The organism is Rhizobium sp. LC145 (assembly GCF_001005825.1).
Lineage (GTDB): Bacteria > Pseudomonadota > Alphaproteobacteria > Rhizobiales > Rhizobiaceae > Neorhizobium.
On sequence record NZ_LBHV01000002.1, the window covers coordinates 567,583 to 594,059 of the forward strand.

At 60.1% G+C, this 26,477-nt stretch carries 25 protein-coding genes; 17 read left to right on the forward strand and 8 right to left on the reverse strand.

Annotated features, from left to right (window positions below; translation table 11 throughout):
• Positions 1 to 32 precede the first annotated feature (32 nt).
• The 4 genes from YH62_RS07335 (at position 33) to YH62_RS07350 (ending at position 4,209) form a co-directional block, all read left to right on the forward strand.
• Complete coding sequence (locus YH62_RS07335; protein WP_046793730.1) at positions 33 to 1,049, forward strand: TRAP transporter substrate-binding protein; 1,017 nt, start codon at positions 33 to 35, stop codon at positions 1,047 to 1,049.
• 71 nt (positions 1,050 to 1,120) lie between these two features.
• Positions 1,121 to 1,660: a VOC family protein gene (locus tag YH62_RS07340; protein WP_046793498.1), complete on the forward strand. Its 540-nt coding sequence runs from the start codon at positions 1,121 to 1,123 to the stop codon at positions 1,658 to 1,660.
• Positions 1,661 to 1,669: 9 nt separating this feature from the next.
• A complete protein-coding gene (locus YH62_RS07345; RefSeq protein WP_046793499.1) occupies positions 1,670 to 2,941 on the forward strand; it encodes a RuBisCO large subunit C-terminal-like domain-containing protein in 1,272 nt (423 codons plus the stop codon).
• Positions 2,938 to 4,209 (forward strand): four-carbon acid sugar kinase family protein, encoded by a 1,272-nt coding sequence (locus YH62_RS07350; RefSeq protein WP_046793500.1) that lies wholly within the window; start codon positions 2,938 to 2,940, stop codon positions 4,207 to 4,209. The genes YH62_RS07345 and YH62_RS07350 overlap by 4 nt, the downstream gene beginning before the upstream one ends.
• Positions 4,210 to 4,602: 393 nt before the next feature.
• On the opposite strand, the gene YH62_RS29425 is transcribed toward YH62_RS07350, so the two are convergent.
• The 5 genes from YH62_RS29425 to minC form a co-directional block, all read right to left on the reverse strand.
• Complete coding sequence (locus tag YH62_RS29425) at positions 4,603 to 4,749, reverse strand: DUF1127 domain-containing protein (RefSeq protein ID WP_082118278.1); 147 nt, start codon at positions 4,747 to 4,749, stop codon at positions 4,603 to 4,605.
• A 320-nt stretch (positions 4,750 to 5,069) separates the two neighbouring features.
• Positions 5,070 to 5,834, reverse strand: a complete 765-nt coding sequence (locus YH62_RS07355) for a siderophore-interacting protein (protein WP_046793501.1) — start codon at positions 5,832 to 5,834, stop codon at positions 5,070 to 5,072.
• Between the two features lie 287 nt (positions 5,835 to 6,121).
• The gene (gene minE / locus YH62_RS07360; protein ID WP_046793502.1) at positions 6,122 to 6,385 is read right to left on the reverse strand and encodes a cell division topological specificity factor MinE; all 264 of its coding nucleotides are present in this window, start codon (positions 6,383 to 6,385) and stop codon (positions 6,122 to 6,124) included.
• On the reverse strand, positions 6,382 to 7,197 hold the full coding sequence (gene minD, locus YH62_RS07365) for a septum site-determining protein MinD (RefSeq protein WP_046793503.1): 816 nt from the start codon (positions 7,195 to 7,197) through the stop codon (positions 6,382 to 6,384). The genes minE and minD overlap by 4 nt, the downstream gene beginning before the upstream one ends.
• 31 nt (positions 7,198 to 7,228) lie before the next feature.
• Positions 7,229 to 7,987 carry a septum site-determining protein MinC gene (gene minC, locus YH62_RS07370; RefSeq protein WP_046793504.1) on the reverse strand — a complete coding sequence of 253 codons (759 nt, stop codon included), beginning with the start codon at positions 7,985 to 7,987 and terminating at the stop codon, positions 7,229 to 7,231.
• 251 nt (positions 7,988 to 8,238) lie between these two features.
• On the opposite strand from minC, the gene YH62_RS07375 reads away from it, so the two are divergent.
• Positions 8,239 to 9,561, forward strand: coding sequence for an MFS transporter (locus tag YH62_RS07375; RefSeq protein WP_280950048.1), 1,323 nt, complete (start codon positions 8,239 to 8,241; stop codon positions 9,559 to 9,561).
• Positions 9,562 to 9,677: 116 nt separating this feature from the next.
• Positions 9,678 to 10,412, forward strand: a complete 735-nt coding sequence (locus YH62_RS07380; RefSeq protein ID WP_046793731.1) for a FadR/GntR family transcriptional regulator — start codon at positions 9,678 to 9,680, stop codon at positions 10,410 to 10,412.
• A 27-nt stretch (positions 10,413 to 10,439) separates the two neighbouring features.
• Here the strand turns inward: YH62_RS07380 and YH62_RS07385 are convergent, their stop codons facing one another.
• Both YH62_RS07385 and YH62_RS07390 read right to left on the reverse strand, forming a co-directional pair.
• Positions 10,440 to 11,240: a carbohydrate-binding protein gene (locus tag YH62_RS07385; protein WP_046793506.1), complete on the reverse strand. Its 801-nt coding sequence runs from the start codon at positions 11,238 to 11,240 to the stop codon at positions 10,440 to 10,442.
• 11 nt (positions 11,241 to 11,251) lie between these two features.
• Positions 11,252 to 13,045 carry a heparinase II/III family protein gene (locus YH62_RS07390; RefSeq protein WP_046793732.1) on the reverse strand — a complete coding sequence of 598 codons (1,794 nt, stop codon included), beginning with the start codon at positions 13,043 to 13,045 and terminating at the stop codon, positions 11,252 to 11,254.
• Positions 13,046 to 13,287: 242 nt separating this feature from the next.
• Between YH62_RS07390 and YH62_RS07395 the strand changes: the two genes are divergently transcribed.
• The 7 genes from YH62_RS07395 to YH62_RS07425 all read left to right on the forward strand — a co-directional run bounded on the left by YH62_RS07395 (position 13,288) and on the right by YH62_RS07425 (position 21,361).
• Positions 13,288 to 14,238 carry a sugar ABC transporter permease gene (locus YH62_RS07395; protein WP_046793507.1) on the forward strand — a complete coding sequence of 317 codons (951 nt, stop codon included), beginning with the start codon at positions 13,288 to 13,290 and terminating at the stop codon, positions 14,236 to 14,238.
• 4 nt (positions 14,239 to 14,242) lie between these two features.
• Positions 14,243 to 15,079: a carbohydrate ABC transporter permease gene (locus tag YH62_RS07400; RefSeq protein ID WP_046793508.1), complete on the forward strand. Its 837-nt coding sequence runs from the start codon at positions 14,243 to 14,245 to the stop codon at positions 15,077 to 15,079.
• 4 nt (positions 15,080 to 15,083) lie between these two features.
• Positions 15,084 to 16,256 carry a glycoside hydrolase family 88 protein gene (locus tag YH62_RS07405; protein WP_046793509.1) on the forward strand — a complete coding sequence of 391 codons (1,173 nt, stop codon included), beginning with the start codon at positions 15,084 to 15,086 and terminating at the stop codon, positions 16,254 to 16,256.
• 8 nt (positions 16,257 to 16,264) lie between these two features.
• Positions 16,265 to 17,374 carry a sn-glycerol-3-phosphate ABC transporter ATP-binding protein UgpC gene (ugpC, locus tag YH62_RS07410; RefSeq protein ID WP_046793510.1) on the forward strand — a complete coding sequence of 370 codons (1,110 nt, stop codon included), beginning with the start codon at positions 16,265 to 16,267 and terminating at the stop codon, positions 17,372 to 17,374.
• Positions 17,375 to 17,396: 22 nt separating this feature from the next.
• The gene (locus YH62_RS07415; RefSeq protein WP_046793511.1) at positions 17,397 to 18,119 is read left to right on the forward strand and encodes a DUF624 domain-containing protein; all 723 of its coding nucleotides are present in this window, start codon (positions 17,397 to 17,399) and stop codon (positions 18,117 to 18,119) included.
• 30 nt (positions 18,120 to 18,149) lie between these two features.
• Complete coding sequence (locus tag YH62_RS07420) at positions 18,150 to 19,430, forward strand: sugar ABC transporter substrate-binding protein (RefSeq protein WP_046793512.1); 1,281 nt, start codon at positions 18,150 to 18,152, stop codon at positions 19,428 to 19,430.
• A 77-nt stretch (positions 19,431 to 19,507) separates the two neighbouring features.
• A complete protein-coding gene (locus YH62_RS07425; protein ID WP_046793733.1) occupies positions 19,508 to 21,361 on the forward strand; it encodes a DUF2264 domain-containing protein in 1,854 nt (617 codons plus the stop codon).
• Here YH62_RS07425 and YH62_RS07430 read toward each other — a convergent pair.
• Positions 21,358 to 22,164, reverse strand: coding sequence for a class I SAM-dependent methyltransferase (locus tag YH62_RS07430; protein WP_046793513.1), 807 nt, complete (start codon positions 22,162 to 22,164; stop codon positions 21,358 to 21,360). The genes YH62_RS07425 and YH62_RS07430 overlap by 4 nt on opposite strands.
• 117 nt (positions 22,165 to 22,281) lie before the next feature.
• Between YH62_RS07430 and YH62_RS07435 the strand changes: the two genes are divergently transcribed.
• From YH62_RS07435 to YH62_RS07450, 4 genes are all read left to right on the forward strand, one after another.
• Positions 22,282 to 23,415, forward strand: a complete 1,134-nt coding sequence (locus YH62_RS07435) for an ABC transporter substrate-binding protein (protein WP_046793514.1) — start codon at positions 22,282 to 22,284, stop codon at positions 23,413 to 23,415.
• Between the two features lie 102 nt (positions 23,416 to 23,517).
• Complete coding sequence (locus tag YH62_RS07440; RefSeq protein WP_046793515.1) at positions 23,518 to 24,654, forward strand: ABC transporter substrate-binding protein; 1,137 nt, start codon at positions 23,518 to 23,520, stop codon at positions 24,652 to 24,654.
• Entirely contained in the window at positions 24,654 to 25,721 is a 1,068-nt protein-coding gene (locus YH62_RS07445; RefSeq protein WP_046793516.1) for an iron ABC transporter permease, read from the forward strand. The genes YH62_RS07440 and YH62_RS07445 overlap by 1 nt, the downstream gene beginning before the upstream one ends.
• On the forward strand, positions 25,715 to 26,467 hold the full coding sequence (locus YH62_RS07450; protein WP_046793517.1) for an ABC transporter ATP-binding protein: 753 nt from the start codon (positions 25,715 to 25,717) through the stop codon (positions 26,465 to 26,467). Before YH62_RS07445 ends, YH62_RS07450 begins: the two co-directional genes overlap by 7 nt.
• Positions 26,468 to 26,477: the final 10 nt, after the last annotated feature.

Below are 26,477 nucleotides of genomic sequence, written 5' to 3' on the forward strand. Positions count from 1 at the left end.
AGTGACTTTCTTATGGGGAGGTAAAAATGACGATGACACTTGACCGCCGCACCCTCTTAAAGGGCATGGCCGCCGCACCTGCCGTGGGCATGGCGTTTTCCGTTCCGCGCTTCGCGCGTGCGGCCGAAATCCAGCTCCGCTACGGCAACAACCTGCCGCTCAGCCATCCGCTGAATATCCGCGCCAAGGAAGCGGCCGACCGGATCGCCAAGGAAACCGATGGCCGAGTGGAGATGATGATCTTTCCGGCCAACCAGCTCGGCGGGGATACGGACATGCTATCCCAGGTGCGCAGTGGCGCCCTGACCTTCTTTACGCCCTCCTCCCTGGTCATTGCGACCCTCGTGCCGACCGCGGCTCTCAATGCGGTCGGCTTTGCTTTCAAGGATTACGATCAGGTCTGGAAGGCCATGGACGGGCCCGTGGGCGCGCTCGTCCGCAGCAAGGTGGCGGATGCGCGTCTTTATGCCCTGGAGACCATGTGGGACAACGGGTTCCGCCAGACGACCACGAGCGGCGACCCCATCGCGAATGCCGATTCCATGGCGGGGTTGAAGATCCGCGTGCCGGTGAGCCCGCTCAGCATCGATATGTTCTCGGCGCTCGGAGCGTCGCCGACCAGCCTACAGTTTAGCGAGGTCTACTCCGCGCTGCAAACCAAAGTGGTGGACGCCCAGGAAAATCCTCTGCCGATCATTCAGGTCTCCAAGATCTACGAGGTTCAGAAGAATTGCGCCCTGACGAACCACATATGGGACGGGTATTGGTTCATTGCCAACGGCCGGCAATGGTCGGGCCTTCCGGACGATGTCAAGGATGTGGTCGCCCGCGCCATCAATGAAGCCGGGCTCAAGCAGCGCGAGGATATCAGGACGCTGAACTCGAGCGTCCAGTCGGACCTCGAAAAGACTGGGCTTGCCTTCAATACCGTGGAAACCGACAGCTTTCGAGCCAAGCTCAAGGAAAACGGCTTTTACGCGAAATGGAGCAAGGAATTCGGCGACGAGGCCTGGGGGGCGCTGGAAAGCGTCGTCGGCACTCTGGCCTGATATTCCCAAAGCGGCGGCGATGTTCGCCGCCGCATCAAAATACATCAATCATGAAGACACAAAGACATCAAATGAGTCGTTTTTTCGGAAAGATCCGCCAGGCGGGATACGTCGTTGACGATATCGAAGCGGCAATGGACTATTGGACCCGCGTTCTGGGCGTCGGCCCCTTCTTCTACAATGAACGGGTTCCGATCGTGAACTATCGCTATCGCGGGGAAAGCCACGCTCCGCATAATTCGGTGGCGCTCGCCAATTCCGGCGAATTGCAGATCGAGCTGATCCAGACCCGCAACGACGTGCCGTCCATGTATCGCGACTTCCGCGAGGCCGGCCATCGGGGCCTCCAGCACGTCGCCTACTGGACCGACAGTTTCGATTCCGATCTCGAGCGCATTACGAAAGAGGGTTTTAAGACGGTCATGAGCGGTGAAGTAGGCGAAAACGGCCGTTTCGTCTATTTCGACACCCATTACCATCCCGGCACGGTAATAGAACTCTCCGAGGTCGCGGGGCCCAAGGGACGCATGTTCGATGCCATTCGGAAGGCCTCCGAAAGCTGGGACGGCAAGAACCCGGTGCGTCCCTTTCCCGACCTTTCCAAGATCTGAGGGCTGGCGGTGACGGATACGCATTTCGAGGCGGACTACCTGATCGAGACGCCGCTGCCATTAGCGAAGGTCGCGGATATCATGGCTGGTGAACAGTCCTGCGGCACCTTCACCAAGGTCGAGGGGGAGACCGACGACTTGCGCGCGCGCGCAGGAGCCGAGGTGATCGGGATCGATGACCTCGGCGAGGTGGAGACGCCCACGCTGCCGAGCGCCTGGCTCCATCGTCGCGGCGTAACGAACCGCCCCCTCAGAGCGCGGATCAAGCTCCGGTTCCCGATCGCAAATATCGGCGTCAATCTCGCCGCGCTCGCCTCGACAGCGGCCGGCAATCTCTACGATCTCGGCGAGGTAACGGGTCTCAGGCTGGAAAGCATTACGCTTCCCCCATCCTGGCGCCGCCAATATGCCATGCCTAGACAGGGTATCGTCGGAACGCGACGGCTTGCGGGCGTCACAGGCCGGCCCATGATCGGCTCCATCATCAAGCCCAATGTCGGCCTATCGGCCGCGGAGATCGGCAGGCTGGTCGAGCGGCTTTGCAACGCCGGCATCGATTTCATCAAGGACGATGAGATTGCCGCCAACCCGGCTCACGCGCCACTTTCGGAGCGGATTACGTCCGTCATGGCGGCCGTCAAGCGAGCCGAGGACAAACTTGGCCGTCGCGTGATGATCGCCTTCAACATCACGGACGAGACGGATGCGATGCGACGCAACGCCGATCTCGTCGCGCGTCAAGGCGGCACCTGCATCATGGCCAATCTGAACTGGTGCGGCTTTTCCGCCGTCGAGACGCTTCGCCGCTCGACCGATCTCGTGCTGCACGGCCATCGCAACGGCTTCGGCGCGCTGTCGCGCTGCGATGTGCTCGGCATATCCTTTTCCGCCTATCAAACGCTGTGGCGGCTTGCCGGCGTGGATCACATGCACGTCCATGGACTTGACGGAAAATTCGCACAGGAGAACGGTGAAGTCATAGAAAGCACGGCGCTTTGCCTGACACCACTCGATGACCAATCGGACGATCGCGTGCTGCCGGCATTCTCCTCGGGACAATGGGCCGGCACCGTACCGGCGACCTGGAAAGCAGTCGGCGGCGACGACTTCCTGTTCATGGCCGGCGGCGGCATCATGGGACATCCGGGCGGGCCGACGGAGGGCATTGAAAGCATTCGGGCAGCCTTCCGCGCCATGCGGGAAAAACAGACGCTCGAAGACGCCGCCAAGACATCGCAGCCCCTCCGCAAGGCGCTCGATTTTTTCGGGAAGGTTGCATGAGAGGCGAGATATCGAAGCCGTTCTACGGTTGGTATGGTGATGACTTCACCGGCGCGACGGATACACTCGCGGCCCTCTCCATCCGCGGGGTTAAGTCATTCCTCTTTCTCGGCCCTCCGTCGGAGCGCCATCTCGATGAGATCGGCAGCCTTCAGGCGATCGGCATTGCTGGCTCAGCCCGCGCCATGACCTCGGCCCAGATGCGAGAGGAACTGGAACCCGTCGGGCGGTTTTTCGCCGATATCGGCGTGCGCGTTCTGCATTACAAATGCTGCTCGACCTTCGACAGCGCCCCCGATATCGGAAACATCGTCGTGGCGATGGAAGTGCTGCGAGGCTCCTGCAGCCAGACGCAGGCTATCGTCCTCGGCGGACAACCCTCGCTCGGACGGTTCTGCGCCTTCGGCAATCTTTTCGCCTCTGCCGGATCAGGCGGAGAGATCTACCGCCTCGATCGGCATCCGACGATGAGCCGGCATCCATCGACCCCGATGGCTGAAGCCGATCTGCGCAGACATTTCCAAGCACTCGGCGCCAGAGAAATCGCGCTCGTGCCGTGGACGACGTTCGACGGCCGGGAAATCGAGGTAGATTCGGAATACGATATCCTGCTGGACGCGCTGAGCGACGATCATGTGATCGCGATCGGGCAAGAACTGAAGCGCCGCGCGCGCAGGGGCTCTTTTCTGATTGTCGGCGCAAGCAGCGTGGCGGAAGCTGTTTACAACGATCAGCCAATCGTTTCGAGGGGGCACCCCCTAGGAAGCACCGAGGGTCCGGTTTTGGCGGTTACAGGCTCCCTGTCGCCGCTGACGCGCCGGCAGGTCGAAGCCGCGCGCGCATTTACCTGCATCAAAGCCGATGCGGGGCGTTTCATCGATGAAGACGCCTATCGCGAGCACCTTGCCGGAGAGATAGCTCCGATCCTTCGCAACGGGCGCAATGTGCTCATGACGACGGCGCCGGAAGATCCTTTCGCAATGATCGGCGCGGATGCCCGGCTCGCACGAATGACGGGGTGCTTCGTCGATCGACTTCTGAAGGAGGTTCCGGTACGCCGCCTGATTGCCGCTGGAGGCGATACGTCGAGCCACGTTGCCCAGTCTCTCGGTCTCTGGGGGCTTGCTTATGGTGGCCAAATCTCCCCCGGCGTTACCATTTCTGTCGGGCGAAGCGACGACGCTTTCCGGGATGGCATGAGCCTGATGCTGAAGGGCGGACAGATGGGCGATGAGGATATTTTCGACCGCTTCGAATCCATGGGATGAGCGGCGACAGGTCGCAATTTATCTCGATGAAATGACCAGCCTCCCGGTCAGAAATGAAAAAGCCTGCCGCGGGAGGAGGTGCGGCAGGCTTTTTCAAACTGTCCGAACAGCGGCATGGGAGGAGGAGAGCCGCTGTTCCCCGCGAAAAACCCTGGGAGGAGGAGTAGGTTCTTCGCGAACACGAAGCTCTGTGGGAGGAGGTACATCGCTTCGTTGGATTGATAGTTACCTGGGTCCGGGCTCAATTCCTAGGCACGAATTTACAGGGCAGCTATGCACATCTCGAATATCTCTTGAGCGCTCCGGACAATCAAAGCCCAAATAACCCCACAAAACAAAAACGCCCCGCTTATCTTGGCGGAGCGCTTCGTAATTGGCTGTCAGAAGTCGATATCAGAAGCCGGCCGCAGCACGAGCAACGGCATGGATTCTGCCGCGTTCGATACCGAGATCCTGCAGCTCACGGCTCGACATACGGCCGAGTTCTGCGACAGTCTGACGATACTTGCGCCAATTGTTGAACGAACGTGCGATATTCATAACGGTCCCCTTTCCTTGGGCTTCGAAGCCGGCTGCCAGTCTTCGGCGCCCGTTTGCTTCGATGCACTGTATATACTATGCACATGGCCTAACTTGCAGTGCCAAACAATCAGCACACCCATGCACGCATTGCATAGATAGCCGTCGCACTGCCTAATCGGCAACTCGTCATGGCAAAAGGGGCGGCCCCGACCAACTGCCGGAGCCGATGGTATCGCCGAACGTCCAATCCTTGCCGTCACACAGCCAGGAGAATATCGTGGATGGCTTCTCCGACGCCGGTCGCCGATTGCCGATTCTGGTCGGACCGTGTCTGCCAGCTATTCGAATTTCTCCGTCGCATCGGCCTTGCCCTTTACCCAATAGCCGGAGGCCTTCAGCCAGCCGGTTGGTAAGCCTCGTTCCATCAGATGGACACGCAATGCGCGCACGACGGAGGCTTCGGCCGCGATCCACACGAAGATCTCCGGCTTGATCTCCGTGCGGCGGAGCTGATCCAGCAGCCTTGCAACATCCGTCGCCTCGCAAAGCGGCCGATGAATCCAGTGGCAAGTCACCTGCGCCTTTGTCTTGAATTCCTGTTCTTCCGCAGGTCCCGCAACCGCCGCGATGACGGTGATCTCCGTTTCCGGGCCACTCTCCTCGATCCTGCGACCGATCGCGGGCAATGCAGTCTCATCACCGATTAAAAGCCACTGTCTTACGGTTGGCGAAACGACGGCGGAGCCACGCGGCCCGCCTACGGTCAATGCATCGCCCGGACGGGCGCCGATCGCCCACTGGGTCACCGGGCCCGCCTCGTGAAGGGCGAAATCGATGGTCAGCGTGCGCGCCGCATTGTCATACAGGCGCGGCGTATAATCGCGATGTTCCTCGGAACCGTCTTCCACGGGCACGAAGATCTTCACATGATCATCAGGCGCAAGGCTGACGAAATCGACGAGGCTGTCCCCGGTCAGCATGATGCGCTTCATGTTGGGCGTGACATCCTCGATATGCGTGACGGTCAGGGACCGCCTTTTCAATTCGTGGCGGACGCGTTCGATGACGGGCGCTGGTGGGGTTTGAAGCGAAATATTGTCCATCCGTGTCCTTTCGCAGCTTCGGGCGCGACCTGCAGGACACAGTCGCGCAGATCGAAGCCGCACAGCCGTTCGATCATACGCGTTGGGTGACGTTAACGCTTACGTGACCGGGCGAGCCGGTCAATGACGCCAGTTCAATAGCGGAGCTTCGCGCCGCGGGCAATAAAAACTTTCAATTAACACTCAAGAAATAGAGCGCTCAAAAAATTTGAACGGCACACGGCCATAAACCGCATGGCTCCGCCGTCCGTAACGGCGAAGCCAATGGTAAATATCCCGGAGCTCGTTCAGGCCGCGCGCGCGCCCGCGTTTAGCGGGATTTCGACATCGATCTCGAGGATCGACACCTGCTCGCCACGATCCATCTTGACGGTGACCTTGTCGCCGTCCACCTGCACATGCTTGGTGATGACGGCAAGGATTTCCTCGCGCAGAAGACTGACCAGATCCGAATGGCCGACCGAGGCCCGCTCATGGGCGAGCAACACCTGCAGACGTTCACGCGCCGTCGGCGCCGAATTCTGCCGTTTGAAGAAACTGAAGATGCTCATGCTGCCCTCCGTCCGAATATCTTGCCGAAAAGGCCGCGCTTCTCGCCAGGTATGGTCATCGGTACGGCTTCACCCGCCAGGCGCCGCGCCGCATCGTGATAGGCCATTGCCGGTACGCTGCGTGCATCGGCAAGCGTCACCGGCGCCCCGATATTGGAGGCCCGCAGGACGTCCATGCTCTCCGGGATAATGCCGAGAAGCGGAATGGAGAGAATCTCCAGCACATCGTCCACCTTCAGCATGTCACCCCGTTCCGCGCGATTTGCATCGTAGCGGGTGAGCAACAGGTGCTTTTCGACCCGTTCGCCCCGTTCCGCCTTCGCGGTCTTGGCATCGAGCAGGCCGATGATGCGGTCGGAATCGCGAACCGAGGAGACTTCCGGATTGGTAACGATGACGGCCATGTCGGCGTGGCGCATCGCAAGGGTCGCACCACGCTCGATGCCGGCCGGGCTGTCGCAGATGATCCAGTCGAAATGCCGCTTCAGCTCGTTCATGACGCGCTCAACGCCTTCCGGTGTGAGGCTGTCCTTGTCGCGGGTCTGAGAAGCCGGCAGGAGGAAGAGCGTGTCCAGCCGCTTGTCGCGGATCAGCGCCTGCGGCAGCTTGGCTTCGCCCTGGATGACGTTGACGAGGTCATAGACGACCCGCCGCTCGGCGCCCATGACGAGGTCGAGATTGCGCAGCCCGACATCGAAATCGACGACAACGGTCTTTTCGTTCCTCTGAGCCAGGGCTGCTCCGATGGCGGCACTCGACGTTGTCTTGCCGACGCCGCCCTTACCGGATGTGACTACGATTACTTTCGCCATTTTGCTCTCCTGTGTGCTGAGCGCCGGGGGCTCAGACGAGTGTCTCTGCCATAATCGCATCGCCTTCGAGCCAGAGCTGGACAGCTTTGCCGCGAAGATTGGGGGCCAGGTCTTCGGCCGTTTTGTAAATTCCGTCGATCGCCAGGAGTTCGGCTTCCAGCTTGCGGCAGAAGATGCGTGCCGAAGAGTTGCCGACCGAGCCGGCAAGCGCCCTGCCCCTCAGCGTCCCGTAAATGTGGACCGAACCGCCAGCGATGATTTCCGCTCCCGAAGCGACCGAGCCGATGACGGTGACATCGCCTTCCGGGAAGATGACCGATTGGCCGGAACGCACGGGTTCACGCACCACCATGGAGGGGAACGCTCTTACCGCAACAACAGCCGGTTCAGCGGGCGGGGGCGGCGGTTCCTTGCGGCTGGAGGCCGGCGACTTGGCGTCCGCGCCCACCTCCGCCGACGGGACCTCGACATCGGCCGCAGGCCTGCCGCCCTTCATGGAAGGGGGCATTCCCGGCTCGAAGAGCGATGCCCGCCCGCCCTCGATACCCATGATGGCCACATTGCGCTTGCCGAGTTCGGCGATCAGGCTTTTCAACTGCGGCCGGTCGATGTCGATCTCGGACACGTCGAGAACGACCGGCCTGCCGAGGAAGAAACCGGCGGATCGAGCTGCCAGGTCGTCAAGCCGGGCAATCCAGTCGTCGAGCGGATGCTCCGGAGAAAGAACGACCGCCAGAAACGAGCGGCCCTTGATGCGGATGGAACGGCTGTCAGTTAGCACTTTGGTCATCTGTGTTAATTTTTCCTTGCCACCGATGTACGCGAAACATGGTTAACAAATGGTTACCGCGCGGCTCGCTCGGGTCATTTAAAACGCCCCGTCGCGCACAGGCTGAAACCGCAAGCAGTCGCCGGCATTGTGGTCATCATACCAATATCAAAAACATCATCTGACTTGACGAAATACAGCAGACAAGCAACAACAAAGGTCACCTGTCCTCATTCGGTTTTCCCTTGCCTCGCGTCCCGCTCATCTTGTCGGTGGCTTTGTTCATGGAAAGCATGGACGCCACGGTCATATCCACCTCCCTGCCGGCGATCGCCACCGATATCGGCACGACCTCGGTGGCGCTGAAGCTCGCCTTCACCGCCTATTATGTCGCAATGGCGATGTTCGTTCCCATGAGCGCCTGGCTTGCCGACAGATACGGTTGCCGGAACGTGCTTCGGTTCTCGATCGCGCTTTTCATGCTCGGCTCGCTCGGATGCGCCGTATCGCAATCGCTTGCCCATTTCGTCTGCGCCCGGTTCGTGGAGGGTGCGGGAGCCGCTTTTATGGCTCCCGTCGCCCGCCTGGCGCTTTTCCGCATCACCCCCGCCAAGGATCTCGTCGGCGCGACGTCCTGGCTGACGATCCCGCCGACCGTCGCTCCGATGTTGGGGCCGCCGCTTGGCGGCTTTCTCACCACATTCGTCGCATGGCAGTGGATCTTTCTCGTCAATCTTCCCGCTGCGCTGGCCGGCATCGTCCTGATGACGCGTTTCATGCCGGACCCGGTCCGGCTCCCGACCCGGCGCCTTGACCTGATTGGCCTCCTCCTCGTCGCCATCAGCCTGTCCGGCCTCGTTTTCGGCGCTTCGCTGATCAGCATGCCGGTGCTGCCGATATGGTTCGGACTGGCATGCATCGCGCTCGGGGTGGGAGCCGGAGCGATCTACGTCCTACATGCCCGAATCTCGCCAAACGCCATCCTCGATCTCACAGTCTTTCGCGAACACACCTTCCGGGCAACGACGATCGGCACCACCCTGATGCTGATGGGCTGCGCCGCCCTTCCCTATCTCACCGCATTGATGCTGCAGCTTGGCTTCGGAATGAGCGCTTTCCAGTCCGGCCTCCTCGTCTTTTCGGGGGCGATCGGCGCGCTTGCAGCAAAATTCATCGTCGCGCCTTTGTTCAGGCGCTTCGGTTTTCGTCGGGCGATGATCTATTCTGCCCTTCTGGCCGGCCTCGGCGTCGCCATCAAGGCGACGCTCCTGCCGAGCACGCCGGCCTTGCTCATCGTCGCGCTGCTTTTTGTCAACGGCCTGATCCGATCCATCTATTTCACCGGCCATGCGGTTCTGACCGTCGCCGACACGGCACCCGAACAGGCCGGCCACGCCACCGCCATCGCAGCAGTATCACGGCCGGTCGCCTCGGCGCTTTCCTTCGCGATCGCGGGCGGCTTGCTGGGGATACTCGCGCCAGACGGAGCCAATACGATCACCGATTTCCACTTGGCGATCGGCATTGGCGCGATCCTGTGCGGAAGCGCCGCAATAGCCTTCCTCGCATCTAGAGCCCCATCTGCTGCGCGATAGCTTCCTTCAAACTCGTCCGTTGAAAGAAGGGGCTATTTGTCATACATGTGATGAATCAGGATAGCATGCTCATGCATGCTTCATTCAAGCCGATGCGAGGGTATGGAAGCGTGGCTATGCAAGTGAAGGATCGCAGCAGAGGTCCTGGATCGCTGGTCTCACAAGTCGGGGAAAGCCTCCGGCAGGCTATATCGAGCGGGCAGTATTCGCCGGGCGACAAGCTTCCGAGCGAGGTCGAGCTCACCGAAACCCATCGCGTCAGCCGGACCGTGATCCGCGAGGCGGTGGCGGCCCTTCGCTCCGATGGGCTTGTGGAGGTACGCCAAGGTGCTGGGATCTTTGTCCTCGGCGGCGAGGTAAGCCCTTCCGTTTCGGGGCGAAAGATCGACAGAGCGCGCGTTTCCTCGGATTTGGAGGTTCTCGAGATCCGGACGCCTGTGGAGATCGAAGCTGCGGGGCTTGCAGCCCTGCGGCGCTCACCGGCGCAGGAAGAGGCTATATTCGAATGCCACCGTAACATCCTTAAATGCATCGAGGATGACAGATCCATCCGCGACGCGGATCTGGCGCTTCACGTCGCGATTGCCGAAGCCACGAACAACCCGCTATTCGGTCAGTTCCTCGAATCTCATGGCCCCGCTGCCATTCCACATTCCAGGGTAGTGCCCGAATCACGCGCTGCTGAACAGACCGCTTACCGACGAATGATCCATAAGGAGCACGAAGCGATCGTGATGGCGATTTCGGACCGGAACGAGGACGCCGCGCGCCATGCGATGCGCGATCATCTGAGAGGCAGTCAGCTCCGCTATCGGGATATGCTGAAGGATTTTCGCGCCTTTTCCAGCTGAGCCGACGGCGCCACCGCTTGTCGGCGATCAGCCAGCCTCTCGCTTCAACTCTTTCCCCCACACCTCGATTTGCGTCAAAGCCGGAAACGGCGACGGATCTTCGGCCTTGATCAGGTTATGCAGCCTGATCCATTCCACGGTGCGCGGCTCCACGGAAACGCACTGCGCAGCACCCGACTTCGCAAGGGCAAAACAGGAGGTCTGGCCGTCGGAAAACGTGACGCTTGCCTTCTCCCACCAGGAATCATGCGGGAAATCCGCCCTTAGATAAAAAACGATCTCGTCCACCTGCACGGGACGGCCGAACTCAACCGTCAAGGCCGCCTGCGGATCGCGATTGATGCCCCAGCTCGTATAGGGCCAGAACCCATGATTGTCGTTGGCCTTTTCTCCATCGATGGCGTTGCGCGCGGCAAATGCCGCCTCGCCTCGGGTTTCGACATTCGCCGTCGCATGCGGAAAAAGCGTTCCATTGGCGTGATCGTCCCAGGGGTTGAGAGCGAGGTTGCGCCGCAACTCGATCTCGTCCCGCCGCGCCTTACGCACATAGAGCCGGTGGATATCGCCACTAAAAGCACGTGGAGAATAGGAGGCGCGCTTGTCTCCGAAGGGTATGGCCAGCGAATAGGACCGCCCCTTCAGGTAGACAACCGCCGGGCTGATCGCGTCGTCCAATGCGAGGACCACATGCCCGGCTTCCGACGCCTCTACCACAAGCCGGTCGCCCTCGTCATACACCCGGCGATAGACGAGCAAGGTCTCGCTCCCTCCTGTCGCGCTGGCCAAGACAGCACCATTGGCGTTCACAACCTTCAACGTCAATTCCATCCTCGTCCTCCTCAGACGATCCGCATTTTCAGGTAGTTCTTCGTGAAGGGGATGCGCAGCCGGTAAATCCGGGCCGGCCATGAGAGCCGAAGCCGGGCATCTTCGATATCGATCGGCTCGATCTCGACCTCTCCCGCACCATCCAGCAGAATTCTTCCGAGATCGGGAAGATCGATCCCGCCCATAGCGACCGCCGGCGCTGCGCATGTCATCAGCGAGAGGACCACCGGCAAATCCCCCTCATGAATATCGATGATTTCAACCTCACGGCCCCGTCGAAGCGTGACGGTGCGTCGATAGCTGCGCACCTTGGCTTCCGGCGGATAAGCGCCGGCGATATCGAGCGACATGCGGGCTTCTTCGGGCCTAAAATCCGTCTCGACATCGCGGGCGGCAAACTCCGCGCCGGCCGACTGCATCACCCCGCCGAAGGTCGGGAGATTGTGAAACGCCGACTGCATCGTCCAGATCTCATACCGGCGGGGTGAAAAAGTCTTGGCGGTATAGGTCTCCACCCCCACGTCGATCAGCAAGGGGCGTCCGTTCTTATAGAGCGTCACGCTGCCGACATCGTTGTGGTTGTGGCTTTCACCGTTGTGGCCGCCTTTCACGGCAAGCGCGAAGCGCTCGTCGCGGGCGATGAACAAACCGATCCCAGGGTAGAAGATATCCCGTTTATTTGTCTGCCGCGGCTCGGCCATGGCGATCGTTGGATCGGCCAGCAATTCCTGCACGCGGTACCAGAGGTTCCATTCCTTCGGCAAATGCGGGCTGTCACTATGGGCCCTGTCGGCCGCGGCAAAAGCGACCAGTGCTTCCGAACCGACCGCCTTCCCGAACAGGTATTCGCGTATGCTACAGGGTTCGACAACTGCCGAGGAATCCGCAAAATTGAAATAGTAGCGGCCCGCCACATGCATGTTGAGAATGTATTCGGCCATGTTGCGGATTTTGGGCTCCGATAGGAGGCGCGCGAATACGCCCGGGGCTGCGGCGTCCAAAATGATCATCGCACCATGCAGGCAAAGCGCTGCGTGACGATAATAGACGACACCTTCCTCACAGGCCCCGTCCTCGGCATAATCCTTCAGGAAGGCATCGAGGCTGCCTAGCGCTTTTACGAGGATTTTTCGACGCAGCGCCTGATCGGTGTTGAGGCAGAAGGCCGAAAGCAGGACATTCTGGGTGATCCAAGCGGTCCAGTTGTTCATCCTCTCGTCGCCGCGGCCCATCCACCAGAAATGTCGGCCGAGATAGGGCGTAAAGATACGGCTTTCGACCTCGCGCTCGATACGGGTGACGATCTGCGGACTGATCGCATCGAGCTGATCGCGCAGCAACGCGGCAAGGGTCGCCAGTTGCGCGGCGGTTTCGGCCGCGAAGAGATCGATGACAGGCCGCGAATTATCGGGAAGAGGCAAGCGGGGGCCGCCTCTCTCATAGCCATTATGCGCCGGAAGTTGCCAGCCGCTTTCCTCCGCGATCAGGAAAATCCCATCCACGATCGCAGCCAGGAACCTCCCCTCGCCCTCGAGCATTTCGCCGAGCACCAGATCGTTGAGCATGCGACGGCGCGTAAAATAGAGACCTTCAAATCGCGATCGATTGCCCGATGAAACGTATTCCCGATAATCGGAGGCCATGATGACGGGCCAAGGCCGCGAAAGGCTTGCCTCCGCATCCGTGACGACGAGATCGCGCAGCGGTTCCGAAACGGCACTCCAACTGGCGCGATCCGAAAAGGCAGCCCCTGGGATGAAATCCCTCAGAACCTTCGGCAGGTTGCCCGCAATCTCGCTGAACATATCCTCTCCCCGCGCCGAAAAAGCGATGGCGGCATCGGCTTTGATGCTCACCTATCATACGTCTTCGGCAATTTCTATAACATTCGTATGATCTATTCAGAACTTGTTTGACCAATGCGCGATATATGCTATGTGGTCACCAGGAGGCGGGAGCGGACGCCACGGTCGTCGGCTCCAACGTGCGGAGGCTTCGGGCTCCGGACCGTAAGGGGCAGTACGCCAAGCTGGGAGGAAAGGTATCGGTGTCCATATCCAATTCGGCCATCGCAACGGACCGCACGCCGGCAATCCCGGCCCGGAAGGTCAAGATTCTGTCCAGGCGTCGCCGGAAAATCCAAGACGCACTGATCGCCTATTCCTTCATTGCGCCGAATTTCATCGGCTTTGCCGTCTTCACGCTTGGCCCCATCCTCTTCGCCTTCGTATTGGCCTTCATGCATTGGGACGGCTCCAACGCGATAACCTTTGCAGGCCTCGATAATTTCTGGCGCCTTTTCGAAGACAAGGCGTTCATTTCAGCCTTCTGGAACACGGTCATCTATACGGTCGTATCGGTGCCCGCGACGCTCGCCTGCGCGCTCGGCCTGGCTATCCTCCTCAATCAGAAGATATTCGGGCGGGATTTTTTCCGCACCGCCATGTTCTTCCCCTATGTAGCCTCGCTGGTGGCCGTCGCGGTCGTCTGGAACATGATCTTCAATCCGGAGATGGGTCCGGTGAACATGATTCTCTACACGCTCGGCGTCGATCCGAAGGACATGCCCGGTTGGGCCGCCGACCGTCATTGGGCCATGGTCACGGTCATCCTCTTCGGCATCTGGAAGAACATGGGCTATTACATGGTCATCTATCTGGCCGGGCTGCAGGGCATCAATTCCGAGCTCTATGAAGCGGCTGATCTCGATGGAGCGAATTCCTGGCAGAAGTTCCTCTATGTCACCGTGCCCCAGCTTGGCCCGACCACCTTCTTCGTCACGGTGATGCTGACCATCCAGTCCTTCAAGGTATTCGATCAGATCTACATGATCACCCAAGGCGGGCCCGGCACATCGACGCTTGTCCTCGTCTATCATATCTATAACGAGGCCTTCATCTCCTGGGATCTCGGCTATTCCAGCATGGTCGCACTGGTTCTCTTCTTCCTGGTTCTGGCCGTCACCATCGTCCAGTTCCGCCGCCAGAGGGAGGATTGAGATCGTGAGAATCGCCGGACGCCGAATCACCGCAAAGACAGTCGCCATCTACGCCCTGGTCATCGCCATCACCGTCGTGATGCTGATGCCCTTCGCCTGGATGCTTTCAGCCTCGCTCAAACTCAGCCGTGACGTCTTCGTCTTCCCGATCGAATGGATTCCGTCGGAGCCCAGATGGCAGAACTACGTGGATATCTGGACCAAGATTCCGCTCGCACTGTTCATCTACAATACGTCGAAGCTGACAATCATTGTCACGGTCCTGCAGCTCCTGACCTCGAGCTTTGCGGCCTATGCCTTCGCGAAGCTCAACTTCCCCTACAAGAACGCGCTGTTTCTCGGCTACATCGCCACAATCGCCATGCCCTGGCAGGTCTATATGGTGCCGCAGTTCCTGCTGATGCGCGAGTTCGGCCTCAACAACACGCATCTGGCACTGATCTGCCTGCAGGCCTTCACCGCCTTCGGGGTGTTCCTCATGCGGCAGTTCTACATGTCGATCCCGACTGAACTCTGCGAGGCCGCCCGCATCGACGGCATGAACGAGTATCAGATATGGGCCAGCATCATGCTGCCGCTGTCGAAACCGGCTCTCTCGACACTGACGATCTTCACCTTCGTCACCACCTGGAACGACTTCCTCGGCCCGATGATCTATCTGACCAAAACCGAGCTGAAGACGATCCAGATCGGCTTGCGCATGTTCATTGCGCAGTATTCGGCCGAATACGGATTGATCATGGCCGCATCGGTCGTGGCGCTCATTCCGGTCCTGATCGTCTTCCTGTCACTCCAGCGGTTCTTCGTCGAGGGTGTCGCCTCGACGGGGCTCAAGGGTTAAGTCCATGAATGCAGTCTCGTCCTTCACCCCTCAACCGATCACCGATACCGAGGTGAAGGCTGCGCTCGATCTTGCCGTCGAGCAGGTCCGTCGAAACCTTCCGCAGTTCACCCATGCCTCGCAGAACCATTCGAGCATCGGCAACTTCTATCCGGCCGTTGCCAACGACCAATGGACGGCGGGCTTCTGGCCGGGAGAGATCTGGCTCGCCTTCGAGCACACCGGCGACAAGGTCTTCCAATACTCAGCGCAGATTCAGGTCCAGAGCTTCTTGCATCGGATCGAAAACCGCATCGAGACCGATCACCATGACATGGGCTTTCTCTATTCGCCCTCCTGCATCGCGGCCTGGAAGCTTGTCGGAGACGAGGACGGCCGCAGGGCCGCGATTCTGGCGGCCGACCAACTCATCGAACGCTTTCAGCCGATCGGCCAATTCATCCAGGCCTGGGGCCGCAAGGGCGTCGCCGAAGAATATCGCTTCATCATCGACTGCCTGCTCAACCTGCCGCTCCTCTACTGGGCGAGCCGCGAGACCGGTGACCCGAAGTACCGCGACATCGCGCTCATCCATGCGCGCACCACGCTTGCGAATTCCGTTCGCCCCGACGATTCCACCTATCACACCTTCTACATGGACCCCGTGACGGGGGCACCGGTGCGGGGCGTCACCAAGCAGGGATACAGCGACGAAAGCTTCTGGGCGCGCGGACAGGCCTGGGGCATTGCCGGAATGGCGTTTTCCTACCGCTACGAGCGGATCGAGGAATACCGCCGGACCTTCGACCGGCTGCTCGCCTTCTATCTGAACCGGCTTCCGGCGGACATGGTGCCCTATTGGGACCTCATCTTCTCGGATCAGGACGGGGAACCCCGCGACAGCTCATCCGCATCCATCGTCGCTTGCGGGCTTCTGGAGATGGCCGAACTCGTCGAGCCTCAAGCCGCCGCGCGCTACCGCGAACTGGCCCGCCGCATGATGAAGAGCCTCGCCGAGCACTACGCCGTCAAGGACCCGGCCATCTCCAATGGCCTCGTCCTGCACGGTACCTATTCGAAGAAATCGCCGCTCAACACCTGCCGCGGCGAGGGCGTCGATGAATGCGTCTCCTGGGGAGATTACTATTACATGGAAGCTTTGACGCGCCTTTCGCGTAATTGGTCTTCCTACTGGTGAGAGGACCGATGGCCAGCATTTCGCTCAAGAAACTGAACAAGACCTACGGCGCTCTCACGGTCGTTCACGACATCGATCTCGAGATCGCCGACAAGGAATTCATCATCCTGGTGGGGCCGTCGGGCTGCGGCAAATCGACGACATTGCGCATGATCGCGGGCCTCGAGGAAATTTCCGGGGGAGAGCTCAAGATCGGAGGGGATCTCATGAACGAGGTCCCCTCCAAGGATCGCGACATCGCCATGGTCTTCCAGAATTATGCCCTCTATCCGCACATGACAGTGTACAAGAACATGGCATTCGGCCTGCATCTGCGCAAAGCCCCCAGGGATGTCATCGACAAGCAGGTCCAGGACGCCGCACGGGTTCTCGACATCACGCATCTCTTGAACCGCAAGCCGAAGGCTCTTTCCGGCGGGCAGCGCCAGCGCGTCGCGCTCGGCCGCGCCATGGTGCGCAATCCCGCAGTCTTTCTGCTCGACGAGCCGCTTTCCAATCTCGATGCCAAGTTGCGCGGGACGATGCGTGCCGAGATCACCAAGCTGCACAAGCGCCTGGATGCGACTTTCATCTATGTCACCCACGATCAGGTGGAAGCCATGACCATGGCAGACCGGATCGTGGTGATGAAGGACGGCCATATCCAGCAGGTCGATACGCCGCAAAACCTCTACGACCGTCCGATCAACATGTTCGTCGCCGGCTTCATCGGGGCCCCGCAGATGAACATGCTGCCATCCGTCATTCATCGCCGGGACGACCGTTTCTTCGCCGTTTTCGACGGCCGTGAACTGCCGCTTCCGGCCCATTTCGATAAAAGCCGCATTGCACCCTACGAGGGGCGCGAGCTGGTGCTCGGCATCCGGCCTGAAAATTTCCACGAGCTGCCGCCTGGCGATATACCGCTGGAAAACCTGGCGCCCTTCAAGGCCGTCGTGGAACTCGCCGAACCCATGGGCTCGGAAGTGCATCTGAATATGGTTGCCGGTGGACGCAGCCTTATCGCCCGCGTCTCTCCTCGCTTCAGGGCGGGCCTCGGCGACGAAGTCAAGCTGGTCGCGGACGTGACCAATGTGCAGCTTTTCGACACGGAAACGGAGCGCTCGATCTTGTATTGAGACGATCGCCGGGGAGACGGCCATGCAGTGGCTGCAGGATATGTGGACGAAGGAAGGGACGGGCATCCCCAAGGATGCGCCGAAGAAAACTGGCCTTGCCCTTTTTGCCGCGATTTTCGCCCGCGAATGGTGGGAAATGGTGAAGCTCAACATCCTGTTCCTGCTCACCGCCATGTTCGTCGTGACGCTTCCCGCGGCACTGGTGGCGATGGCCCGCGTCTGCGTCGCCTTCACCGAGGATAGGAACACATACCTGCTGCGCGATTTCCTGGAGGCCCTTGTCCGCTATTTCTGGCGCGCCACGGCCTGGGGGGTCGCATTTGCCGCCGTTTTCGGCATCTGGGGCTATGCCGTCATTGCCTACGCAGCAAGCGCAAGGGACAATCTTCTCCTGACGGTGCCGCTCACTATCAGCCTCGTCATGATCGTCTTCGTCACGGTCGTCGCGTGCCACCTGCTGGTGCTGATGGTGATGCGCGATCTTCCCGCATTGAAGATGTTGCGCCTTGCGGCACTCGCTTCGATCGTCCGCCCGCTGCCCGCACTCGGCGCCCTGGCTTTTGCCATAGCCCTCTGGCTCGTCCACATCGCCTTCTATCCGGTGTCGGTCTTCATGCCGGCAACGGTCAATTTCTCACTTGGAATGTTCGCGGTCACCTTCGCCGTCCATCGCGCGGCGACAATGGTTCTGGCAACCCAGCAGGACAGCGAGCCGCATGCCCGTAATGCTTCGCAAAGCGTCTAAATCAAAAACTCAAGGGAAGGAGAGTTTGAAATGTATCTGGATCATCTTGGGAGGTCGGTGAAATTCGCCCTGGCCGGATTGGCCTTGGCGGCAACCACCGCAAACACTGCATTCGCCCAATCGGGCGAACCCGTAACGCTCAGATGGGCGCTCTGGGACTGGGACAAGGTCGCCTATTACAAGCCTCTGATCGAGGCCTATCAGGCCAAGCACCCCAATGTGAAATTCGAACCTGTCGATCTCGGCTCGCAGGATTATCAGCAGATGATCTCGACACAGCTGACCGGCGGCTCGAAGGACATCGATATCGTCACCGTCAAGGATGTTCCCGGCTACGCCAACCTGGTGCGCGCCGGCAATATCACCGATCTCAGCGCCTTCATGACAGAGCAGAAAATCGATCCGGCTGGCTATGGCGGGCTGATCGAGGAACTGACGATCGACGGCAAGATCTATTCCCTGCCATTCCGGTCGGATTTCTGGGTCGTCTATTACAACAAGGACATCTTCGACAAGGCCGGCGTAGCCTATCCGACGAACGACATGACCTGGGCGCAGTTCGACGAGATCGCCGGCAAGCTCACGGGCGGCATGGGCGCCAACAAGACCTATGGGGCGCTGCTGCATACCTGGCGCTCCACCGTTCAGCTGCCCGGTATTCTGGACGGCAAACACACGCTCGTTGAGGGCGAATACGACTTCCTGAAGCCTTGGTACGAACGGGCTCTGGCCTTGCAGGAAGATGGGGCCATTCCGTCCTACGCCTCCCTCAAGACGTCGAATACGCATTATTCGGCATATTTCTTCAACAGCACGGTCGGCATGCTGCCGATGGGAACCTGGTTCGTCGGCACACAGATCGCCAAGGTTGCCTCGGGTGAATCCAAGAGCAAGAACTGGGGTATCGTGAAGTTCCCGCATCCAGATGGTGTCGCGGCCGGCACGACAGCCGCGCAGATCTCCGGTCTCTCGGTCAACGCGAATTCCGAGCACAAGGAAGCCGCGCTCGATTTCATCAAGTTCGCCGCCGGACCGGAAGGCGCAGAAGTCATCGCCGCCACAGGCACCTTTCCCGCCCTTCGCACCGACGACGTGAGTGCGAAGATCGCTTCCCTGCCCGGTTTCCCGCAGGATGAAACCAGCAAGGAGGCGCTGAAGGCCGGGAAATCCTACCTGGAGATGGCTGTCGATCCGAATGCCGCGAAAATCGAGGTCGTGCTCAATCGTGCGCATGACTCGATCATGACGGACAACATTTCCATTGAAGACGGGTTGAAGGAAATGGCCGAAGGCGTGAAGGCCATCAAGTAGCCTCCACGACACGTCGACGGTCGCGGGCATGCTTTTGCCCGCGACCGATCCTGTTTCGCAGCATTTGAGTTTCGATGATGATATACGATCCTGCCCAAGCCAATCCTCTCTTCGGCAATCCCCTAAGGACACGAGAAGATCTTTCGAAGGCCGTCATCGACCTCTTCAGGCCGCTTTTGCCCTATTTCTCCGAGGGCGGCGCCAGGGTACGCCTGGGCGCAACCGGCGCGATTTTCGACCGGGCCGCGGCGGATCTGGAGGGATTTGCCCGCCCACTCTGGGGGATTGTCCCGCTGGTCGCAGGCGGGGGCGATTTTCCGCATTGGGATATCTATCGACGCGGGCTGGCAAACGGGACGGATGCCGCACATCCCGAATACTGGGGCGATCTCGCCGACCGCAATCAGCGCCTGGTGGAGCTGGCGGCCATCGGCTTTGCGCTGGCCATGGTGCCTGAACATATCTGGGACCCGTTAACCGACGGTCAGAAGAAGATGGTCGCCGCCTATCTCTTGGCGGCCCGAGAAAAAGAATTCGTCGACAACAATTGGAAATTCTTCCGCGTGTTGATCGATCTCGGGCTGGAACGGGTCAGCATCGAATTCGATCACCGCAAGACCACGGCCTATCTTGACGAACTGGAGACTTTCGACCTCGGCGAGGGGTGGTATCGCGACGGCCCGGTTCGGCGGGTCGATCACTACATTCCCTTCGCCATGCATTTTTACGGCCTGATCTATGCGGTGCTGGCCTCGCGAGACGAGGCCCGCAGAAACCGTTTCCGGGATCGTGCCCGGATCTTCGCAAAGGATATCCGTCACTGGTTCGGGCCGGATGGCGCGGCCCTTGCCTTCGGGCGGAGCCAGACCTACCGCTTTGCGGCCGGCGGCTTCTGGGGAGCACTGGCCTTTGCCGATGTCGAGGCGCTGCCATGGTCCGAAATCAAGGGCTATTACATGCGCCATATCCGATGGTGGGCGCAAATGCCGATTGCCGACCGCGACGGGGTGCTCTCGATCGGCTACGGCTATCCGAACCTCCTGATGAGCGAGAGCTATAATTCCCCGGGCTCGCCCTATTGGGCGCTCAAGTTCTTCCTTCCGCTCGCCCTTGCCGAGAACCATCCGTTCTGGACGGCTGAGGAAGCGCCGCAGCCGCAGTTTTCGCAGCCTGTCGCGCTCAAGCAACCCGGCATGGTCGCCATGCACACGCCCGGAAACGTCATCATCCTGTCCTGCGGGCAGCAGCACGATAAGATGCGTGGCGCAAACGAGAAATATTCCAAATTTGTCTATTCCACCCGCTACGCATTCAACATCGAGGCGGACGACCGGAACTTCGCCGCGGCAGGTTTCGATGGCATGCTGGGACTATCCGACAACGGCGTTCACTTCCGCATGCGGGAGACGCTGGAAGAGGCCCTGATCGCCGAGGACAGGCTCTACTCCCGCTGGCGCCCGTGGGACGACGTGGTTGTCGAGACCTGGCTCGTGCCGGCAAACCCCTGGCATATCCGGATCCATCGCGTGGTCACCCCCCGTAAGCTCGAAACCGCGGAAGGCGGATTTCCGATAGAGCGGGCCGATTTCAATCTCGACCGGCCGGAACAGGGCGAAGGTCGAGCCGTGTGGCATGGACAGGCCGATGTAAGTGCAATCCTCGATCTTGCGCCGAGCAACAGGCGGATGGGCTGCGCGATAAGTCCCATCGCCAATACCAACCTCATCCACGCAAAGACATTGCTGCCGCAATTGCGCGGTGAGATCGGCCCCGGGACGACAATGCTTTTCACCGCAGCAATGGTACTACCGAACGGCGAAGCTGTCTCCCAGGTGTTGCACGCTCCCCCTGCCCGCCCGGATATGGCCGAACTGGAAAGCCTTTTCCGCGCAAAAGGCTCAAGGATTCCGGCTTTCGATCTCGATCGCTAGTCAAGCTTGGGCTTTGTGGCGCAGATAGCGTATCGGTGCTGCATTCCCCGGGCAAGCGCCTTGAAATAGGACCAGTTCCTGGCCTGCGTCTTGTGAATGTGCTTGAGATCGGTGTCGATCGCGACCGGCTCGAATCCGGCCGCATTCAGAAGCGCCGCCACGGCCTCGGCGCGCGCGCCATCGGAAAAATATACGCGGGAAAGTATGCTTCTGTGGCTCTCCGCCAGTTCCTGTGGCGCGTGCTGAGCATCCGGCTTGACGATCCCCATCCTCTCCAAAAGAGAGGCCATCCGTTTCACGAACCTTTCGCCGGGACCAGCATTGACGAAATCGCCATCGATGATCAGCAGCCGTCCACCCGGTTTCAGGACCCGCAGCCATTCGCGAAAACAGGCAGCGGGATCCACCAATGTCCAAACAAGATGCCGGGTGACGACGGCATCGTAGGTCGCGTCGGGCTCCATGGTGTTTTCCGCGTCCCCCATTCGAAAGCGAATATCCCGGCCGCGTGTCCTGGCCTTGCCGCCGGCGCGTTCCAGCATCGCTTCCGACCAGTCCAGGCCCGTAACCTTGTAGCCAAGCTCGTCCATCAGGTGCGACACGACCCCCGTCCCGCTGGCGAGATCGAGTGCCTTGCGCCCTTCGCCCGCACCCAGATGTTTCAGCACCAGCGCATGCCAGGCCTGCCGCTCCTCCTCGGAAAAAATCTCATGCCCCGGCGACAGATCGAATGTCGCCGCGCGCGCCGACCAATAGGCTTTGATCTCATCGCGAAGATCATAATTCCGGCCGGGCATGTCCATGTTTCTCGTCCTTACGAAGTCGTGGCAGGTTTAGTTTCGAATTGCTCTAAAAGATAAAACTTGACCAGTGCAATCATAAAATAATAGAGCCCGCGGAATTTCCACGGAGCGATTTCGATGCGCATCACAGGCAAAGCCGCCTTCCTTGCTACAGGTCTCCTTCTGTCCGCCGTATGGCCGGCTCTGGCCGACAAGATCACATTGAAGGACGTGACAGGTCGTGACGTGGAGGTCAACGTCCCGGTCAAGAACATCATTTTGGGCGAAGGTCGGCAGATCTACTTCCTGGCCGCGCTCGACAAGGAAGCTCCGTTCGAGCACGTGGTCGGCTGGCGCGACGACCTGCCCAAGGCCGACCCGGAAACCTACGAGGCCTATCTCGCGAAATATCCCGAAATCGCCAAGCTGCCGACTTTCGGCGGAATGAAGGACGGCACTTTCGATATCGAGCAGGCCGTGGCGCTGAAGCCCGATGTCATCCTGATGAACATCGACGCGAAGACAGCGACCGAAGAAGCCGGTTACATCGAGAAACTCGGCAAGGTAGGCATTCCGCTCGTTTATGTCGATTTCCGCGAGAAGCCGATGGAAAACACCGAGCCGAGCATGCGCATCATGGGCAAGTTGTTGGCCCGCGAAGAGATTGCCGAGGAATTCATCAAGTTCCGCGCCGACAGCATCAACCGCGTGACCGATGTCCTTGAGAAGAATAATCCGGAAAGGCCCGTCGTCTTCGTCGAGCGCGCCGGCGGCTATTCCGAAGATTGCTGCATGTCCTTCGGCGACGAGAATTTCGGCAAGATGGTCGAGATCGCCGGCGGCATCAACATGGCCAAGGATATCATTCCGGGCACTTTCGGCACGGTCAATCCGGAACAGGTCATCGCGGCCAATCCCGACCAGATCATCGTCACGGGCGGAAAGTGGGAGGCCTATGTACCGGGCGGCGATTGGGTCGGCGTCGGTTACGGCGCGGATATCGGCGAAGCGCGCCGCAAACTGGAAAACCTCACAAAACGTCCCGCATTCACCGGCGTCAAGGCCGTGAACGAGGGTAACGTCCACGCGATCTGGCATCAATTCTACAACAATCCGTATCAGTTCGTCGCCATCCAGGAGATCGCCAAGTGGCTGCATCCGGATCTGTTCAAGGATCTCGATCCCGAAGCGACCTTCAAGGAACTGCACGCCCGTTTCCTGCCGCTTGAATACAAATCCGGCTACTTCGTCTCGCTGAAGGCGGATCATTAAGAGCATCCGGCCGGCGTCATATCCGCCGGCCGGAATTTCCCGTGAACAGGCCCAGGATCACCACTTCCGGACCTGCCGGATTATCTTTTGAAAGGCCCCTTCATGCGGTTTGTCGCGTTCCATCGCATTGCCGTCCTCCTGCTCTCGCTCGCCGCGGGACCTGTCATGGCGGCGGAGATCACCGACGTCGCCGGCCGAAAAGTCGAAATCGACCTGCCGGCCAAGGGCGTTATCGTCGGCGAAGCGCGTCAGATCCATGTCATTGCCGCCCTCAAGGGAGACAAGACCTTCGAGACGGTGGTGGGCTGGCGCGACGACCTGATCAAGAAGGACCCGGACAGCTACGCAGCCTATCTCGAACGCTTTCCGGAGATCGAGAACCTGCCGCGTTTCGGCTATGTACCCCAAGGCGATTTCAGCTTGGAGGCGGCTATCGCGCTTTCGCCGGATGTCATCACGCTCAATCTCGAGGCGCAGAAAGCTGCAGAGGAAAGCGGTTTCGAGGAAAAGGCGGCGGCAGCGGGGATCAAAGTCGTCTACCTCGATTTCCGTCTTGATCCGGAGAGGAACAGCGAGACCTCCATCGAAATTCTAGGCCGCCTTTTCGGCGCGGAGGAGCGCGCAAGGGAATTCATTGCCTACCGCCGTGCCGAGATTGCGCGGGTCACTGATCGGCTCGCCGCGATCAAGGACCTGAAGCGGCCCAGGGTCTTCATCGAACGTGCCCCAGGCATTTCGGGCGAGAACAATTGCTGCCGCACCTTCGGTCCGGTCAATTTCGGTGCAATGGTCGAGCAGGCCGGCGGCCACAACATTGCTGCCGATGTCATCAAGACCACCTTCGGTGATCTGAACCCCGAGCAACTGGTCGTCTCCGATCCCGATCAGGTGATCGTTACCGGCTCCAACTGGGCGGCGGAGTCCGACATCAACCAGTTCGTTCCCGTTGGGAGAGGCGCCGATTTGGCGCTTGCTCGAGAGCGGCTGGCAAAGCTGATGACGCGCATGCCCTTTCCTGAACTGCAGGCTGTGAAGACCGGTCAGGTTCATGCAGTCTGGCATCAATTCTATGGCGCGCCATACGAATTTTATCCGATCCAGCAATTCGCCAAGTGGTTCCATCCCGATCTTTTTGCCGATATGGATCCCCAGCAGACATTCCAGGAATTTCACGAGAAATTCCTTCCCGTCACTTACAAGCCGGGTTACTTCGTTTCTCTCGATAAGGGATTGAACTGATGGCTTCGACAACGGAAGCAGTCTTCGAGACGGCCGGTCGCGATCGGTATCGCGCCCTTGCGGCAAGAAGAATCCTGATCCTCGTCGGCCTCCTTGTCGCGCTCTGTGTCAGCATCGCCGTCGATATGGCGCTCGGTCCCGCGAACTACCCCTTGTCGCAGGTGCTTTCCGCACTCTTCGATCCCGCAGCGGCGGGTAACCAGCTTCGCGTCGTCATCTGGGATATCCGCATGCCGATTGCATTGATGGCAGTCACGGTCGGCGCGTCCCTGTCGGTCGCCGGCGCGCAGATGCAGACCATCCTGTCCAATCCGCTGGCAAGCCCGTTCACGCTCGGCATCTCGGCGGCCGCCAGTTTCGGCGCGGCCTTGGCGCTGGTCGGCGGAGTGGCGCTCTTCCCCGGCGCCGTGCAATATATGGTCCCGCTGAATGCCTTCCTCATGGCGATGGTCGCGGCGCTCTTCATTCATTTCGCCTCGACGATGCGCGGCGTCACAGTCGAAACCATCGTCCTGCTCGGCATCGCTCTGGTCTTCACCTTCAACGCGGCGCTCTCACTCCTCGAATATCTGGCCTCGGAACAGGCGCTTGCCGCCGTGGTGTTCTGGACCATGGGAAGCCTGACCAAGGCGACCTGGCCGAAAGTCTACATCACCGGAGCCATCCTCCTCCTCACGGTTCCGCTGTTCATGAAAAACGCCTGGGCACTGACGGCGCTGCGCCTGGGAGACGACAAGGCGGCCAGTATGGGTGTCAACGTGCGACGCCTTCGGCTGCAGACCATGTTGACCGTCAGCTTGCTGGCGGCCATTCCGGTCTCGTTCGTCGGAACGATCGGCTTTGTCGGGCTCGTGGGGCCGCATATCGCACGCATGGTCGTGGGCGAAGACCAACGCTTCTTCCTGCCGGGCTCGGTGATCTGTGGCGCCCTTCTCCTTTCCGTCACGTCCGTGGTCAGCAAGATGCTCATTCCCGGCGCCGTCCTGCCCATCGGGGTGATAACCGCGCTTGTCGGCGTGCCCTTCTTCTTCGTGCTCATCTTCAGCAACAGGAGGCGCGCATGGTAACCCTCGCGCTTAGGCAAGTCGGCGCATCCTACGGGCGCACCACCGTCCTTTCGAACGTCAGCATCGACATGCTGCAGAGCGGTAGCCTAACCGCCATCATCGGCCCCAATGCGGCCGGCAAGTCCACGCTGTTCAAACGGATCGCCGGCCTCATTTCCGGCCCCGGACTGGTACAGCTCTCGAATGCCGCAGGCGGCGACCGCACCATATGCTATATGCCGCAAGATACCGGCGCCAACGCCGTGCTGACGGTCTATGAATCCATCCTGCTGGCTTCCAAACAGGGCAGCGGTTGGCGCGTCCATGACGACGAGCTTTTCGAGATCGATGCCATATTGAAGGCCTTGCGGATCGAGAACCTCGCATTCCGCGGGCTCGGCGAGCTTTCGGGCGGCCAGCGGCAGCTTGTCTCGCTCGCGCAGGCACTGGTGCGGAAACCAGAAATCCTGCTGATGGATGAGCCGACCTCCGCGCTCGATCTGCACCGCCAGGTGGAGGTTTTGGACTTCATCTCCCGGCTTGCCCGGGAAAGCGGCATGATCGTCCTCATCGCGCTGCACGACCTCAACCATGTCCTGCGCTACTGCGAGAACACAATCGTGATCGCGGATGGCGAGATGGCCATGAGCGGCTCCACCGCGACCGTCATCACCCCGGAAATGCTGCGTGAGGTCTACAGGGTTTCGGCCCGGATCGAGACCTGCTCACGCGGCCAGAGGTTCATTCTGGTCGACGGAACGGCGTGACGACACTTTG

Coding starts and splice junctions, on each gene's coding strand:
- YH62_RS07335 (WP_046793730.1), top strand. CDS start 33: ATGACACTTGACCGCCGCACCCTCTTAAAGGGCATGGCCGCCGCACCT.
- YH62_RS07340 (WP_046793498.1), top strand. CDS start 1,121: ATGAGTCGTTTTTTCGGAAAGATCCGCCAGGCGGGATACGTCGTTGAC.
- YH62_RS07350 (WP_046793500.1), top strand. CDS start 2,938: ATGAGAGGCGAGATATCGAAGCCGTTCTACGGTTGGTATGGTGATGAC.
- YH62_RS29425 (WP_082118278.1), bottom strand. CDS start 4,749: ATGAATATCGCACGTTCGTTCAACAATTGGCGCAAGTATCGTCAGACT.
- YH62_RS07355 (WP_046793501.1), bottom strand. CDS start 5,834: ATGGACAATATTTCGCTTCAAACCCCACCAGCGCCCGTCATCGAACGC.
- minE (WP_046793502.1), bottom strand. CDS start 6,385: ATGAGCATCTTCAGTTTCTTCAAACGGCAGAATTCGGCGCCGACGGCG.
- minD (WP_046793503.1), bottom strand. CDS start 7,197: ATGGCGAAAGTAATCGTAGTCACATCCGGTAAGGGCGGCGTCGGCAAG.
- minC (WP_046793504.1), bottom strand. CDS start 7,987: ATGACCAAAGTGCTAACTGACAGCCGTTCCATCCGCATCAAGGGCCGC.
- YH62_RS07380 (WP_046793731.1), top strand. CDS start 9,678: ATGCAAGTGAAGGATCGCAGCAGAGGTCCTGGATCGCTGGTCTCACAA.
- YH62_RS07385 (WP_046793506.1), bottom strand. CDS start 11,240: ATGGAATTGACGTTGAAGGTTGTGAACGCCAATGGTGCTGTCTTGGCC.
- YH62_RS07390 (WP_046793732.1), bottom strand. CDS start 13,045: ATGTTCAGCGAGATTGCGGGCAACCTGCCGAAGGTTCTGAGGGATTTC.
- YH62_RS07405 (WP_046793509.1), top strand. CDS start 15,084: ATGAATGCAGTCTCGTCCTTCACCCCTCAACCGATCACCGATACCGAG.
- ugpC (WP_046793510.1), top strand. CDS start 16,265: ATGGCCAGCATTTCGCTCAAGAAACTGAACAAGACCTACGGCGCTCTC.
- YH62_RS07415 (WP_046793511.1), top strand. CDS start 17,397: ATGCAGTGGCTGCAGGATATGTGGACGAAGGAAGGGACGGGCATCCCC.
- YH62_RS07420 (WP_046793512.1), top strand. CDS start 18,150: ATGTATCTGGATCATCTTGGGAGGTCGGTGAAATTCGCCCTGGCCGGA.
- YH62_RS07425 (WP_046793733.1), top strand. CDS start 19,508: ATGATATACGATCCTGCCCAAGCCAATCCTCTCTTCGGCAATCCCCTA.
- YH62_RS07430 (WP_046793513.1), bottom strand. CDS start 22,164: ATGGACATGCCCGGCCGGAATTATGATCTTCGCGATGAGATCAAAGCC.
- YH62_RS07435 (WP_046793514.1), top strand. CDS start 22,282: ATGCGCATCACAGGCAAAGCCGCCTTCCTTGCTACAGGTCTCCTTCTG.
- YH62_RS07440 (WP_046793515.1), top strand. CDS start 23,518: ATGCGGTTTGTCGCGTTCCATCGCATTGCCGTCCTCCTGCTCTCGCTC.
- YH62_RS07445 (WP_046793516.1), top strand. CDS start 24,654: ATGGCTTCGACAACGGAAGCAGTCTTCGAGACGGCCGGTCGCGATCGG.
- YH62_RS07450 (WP_046793517.1), top strand. CDS start 25,715: ATGGTAACCCTCGCGCTTAGGCAAGTCGGCGCATCCTACGGGCGCACC.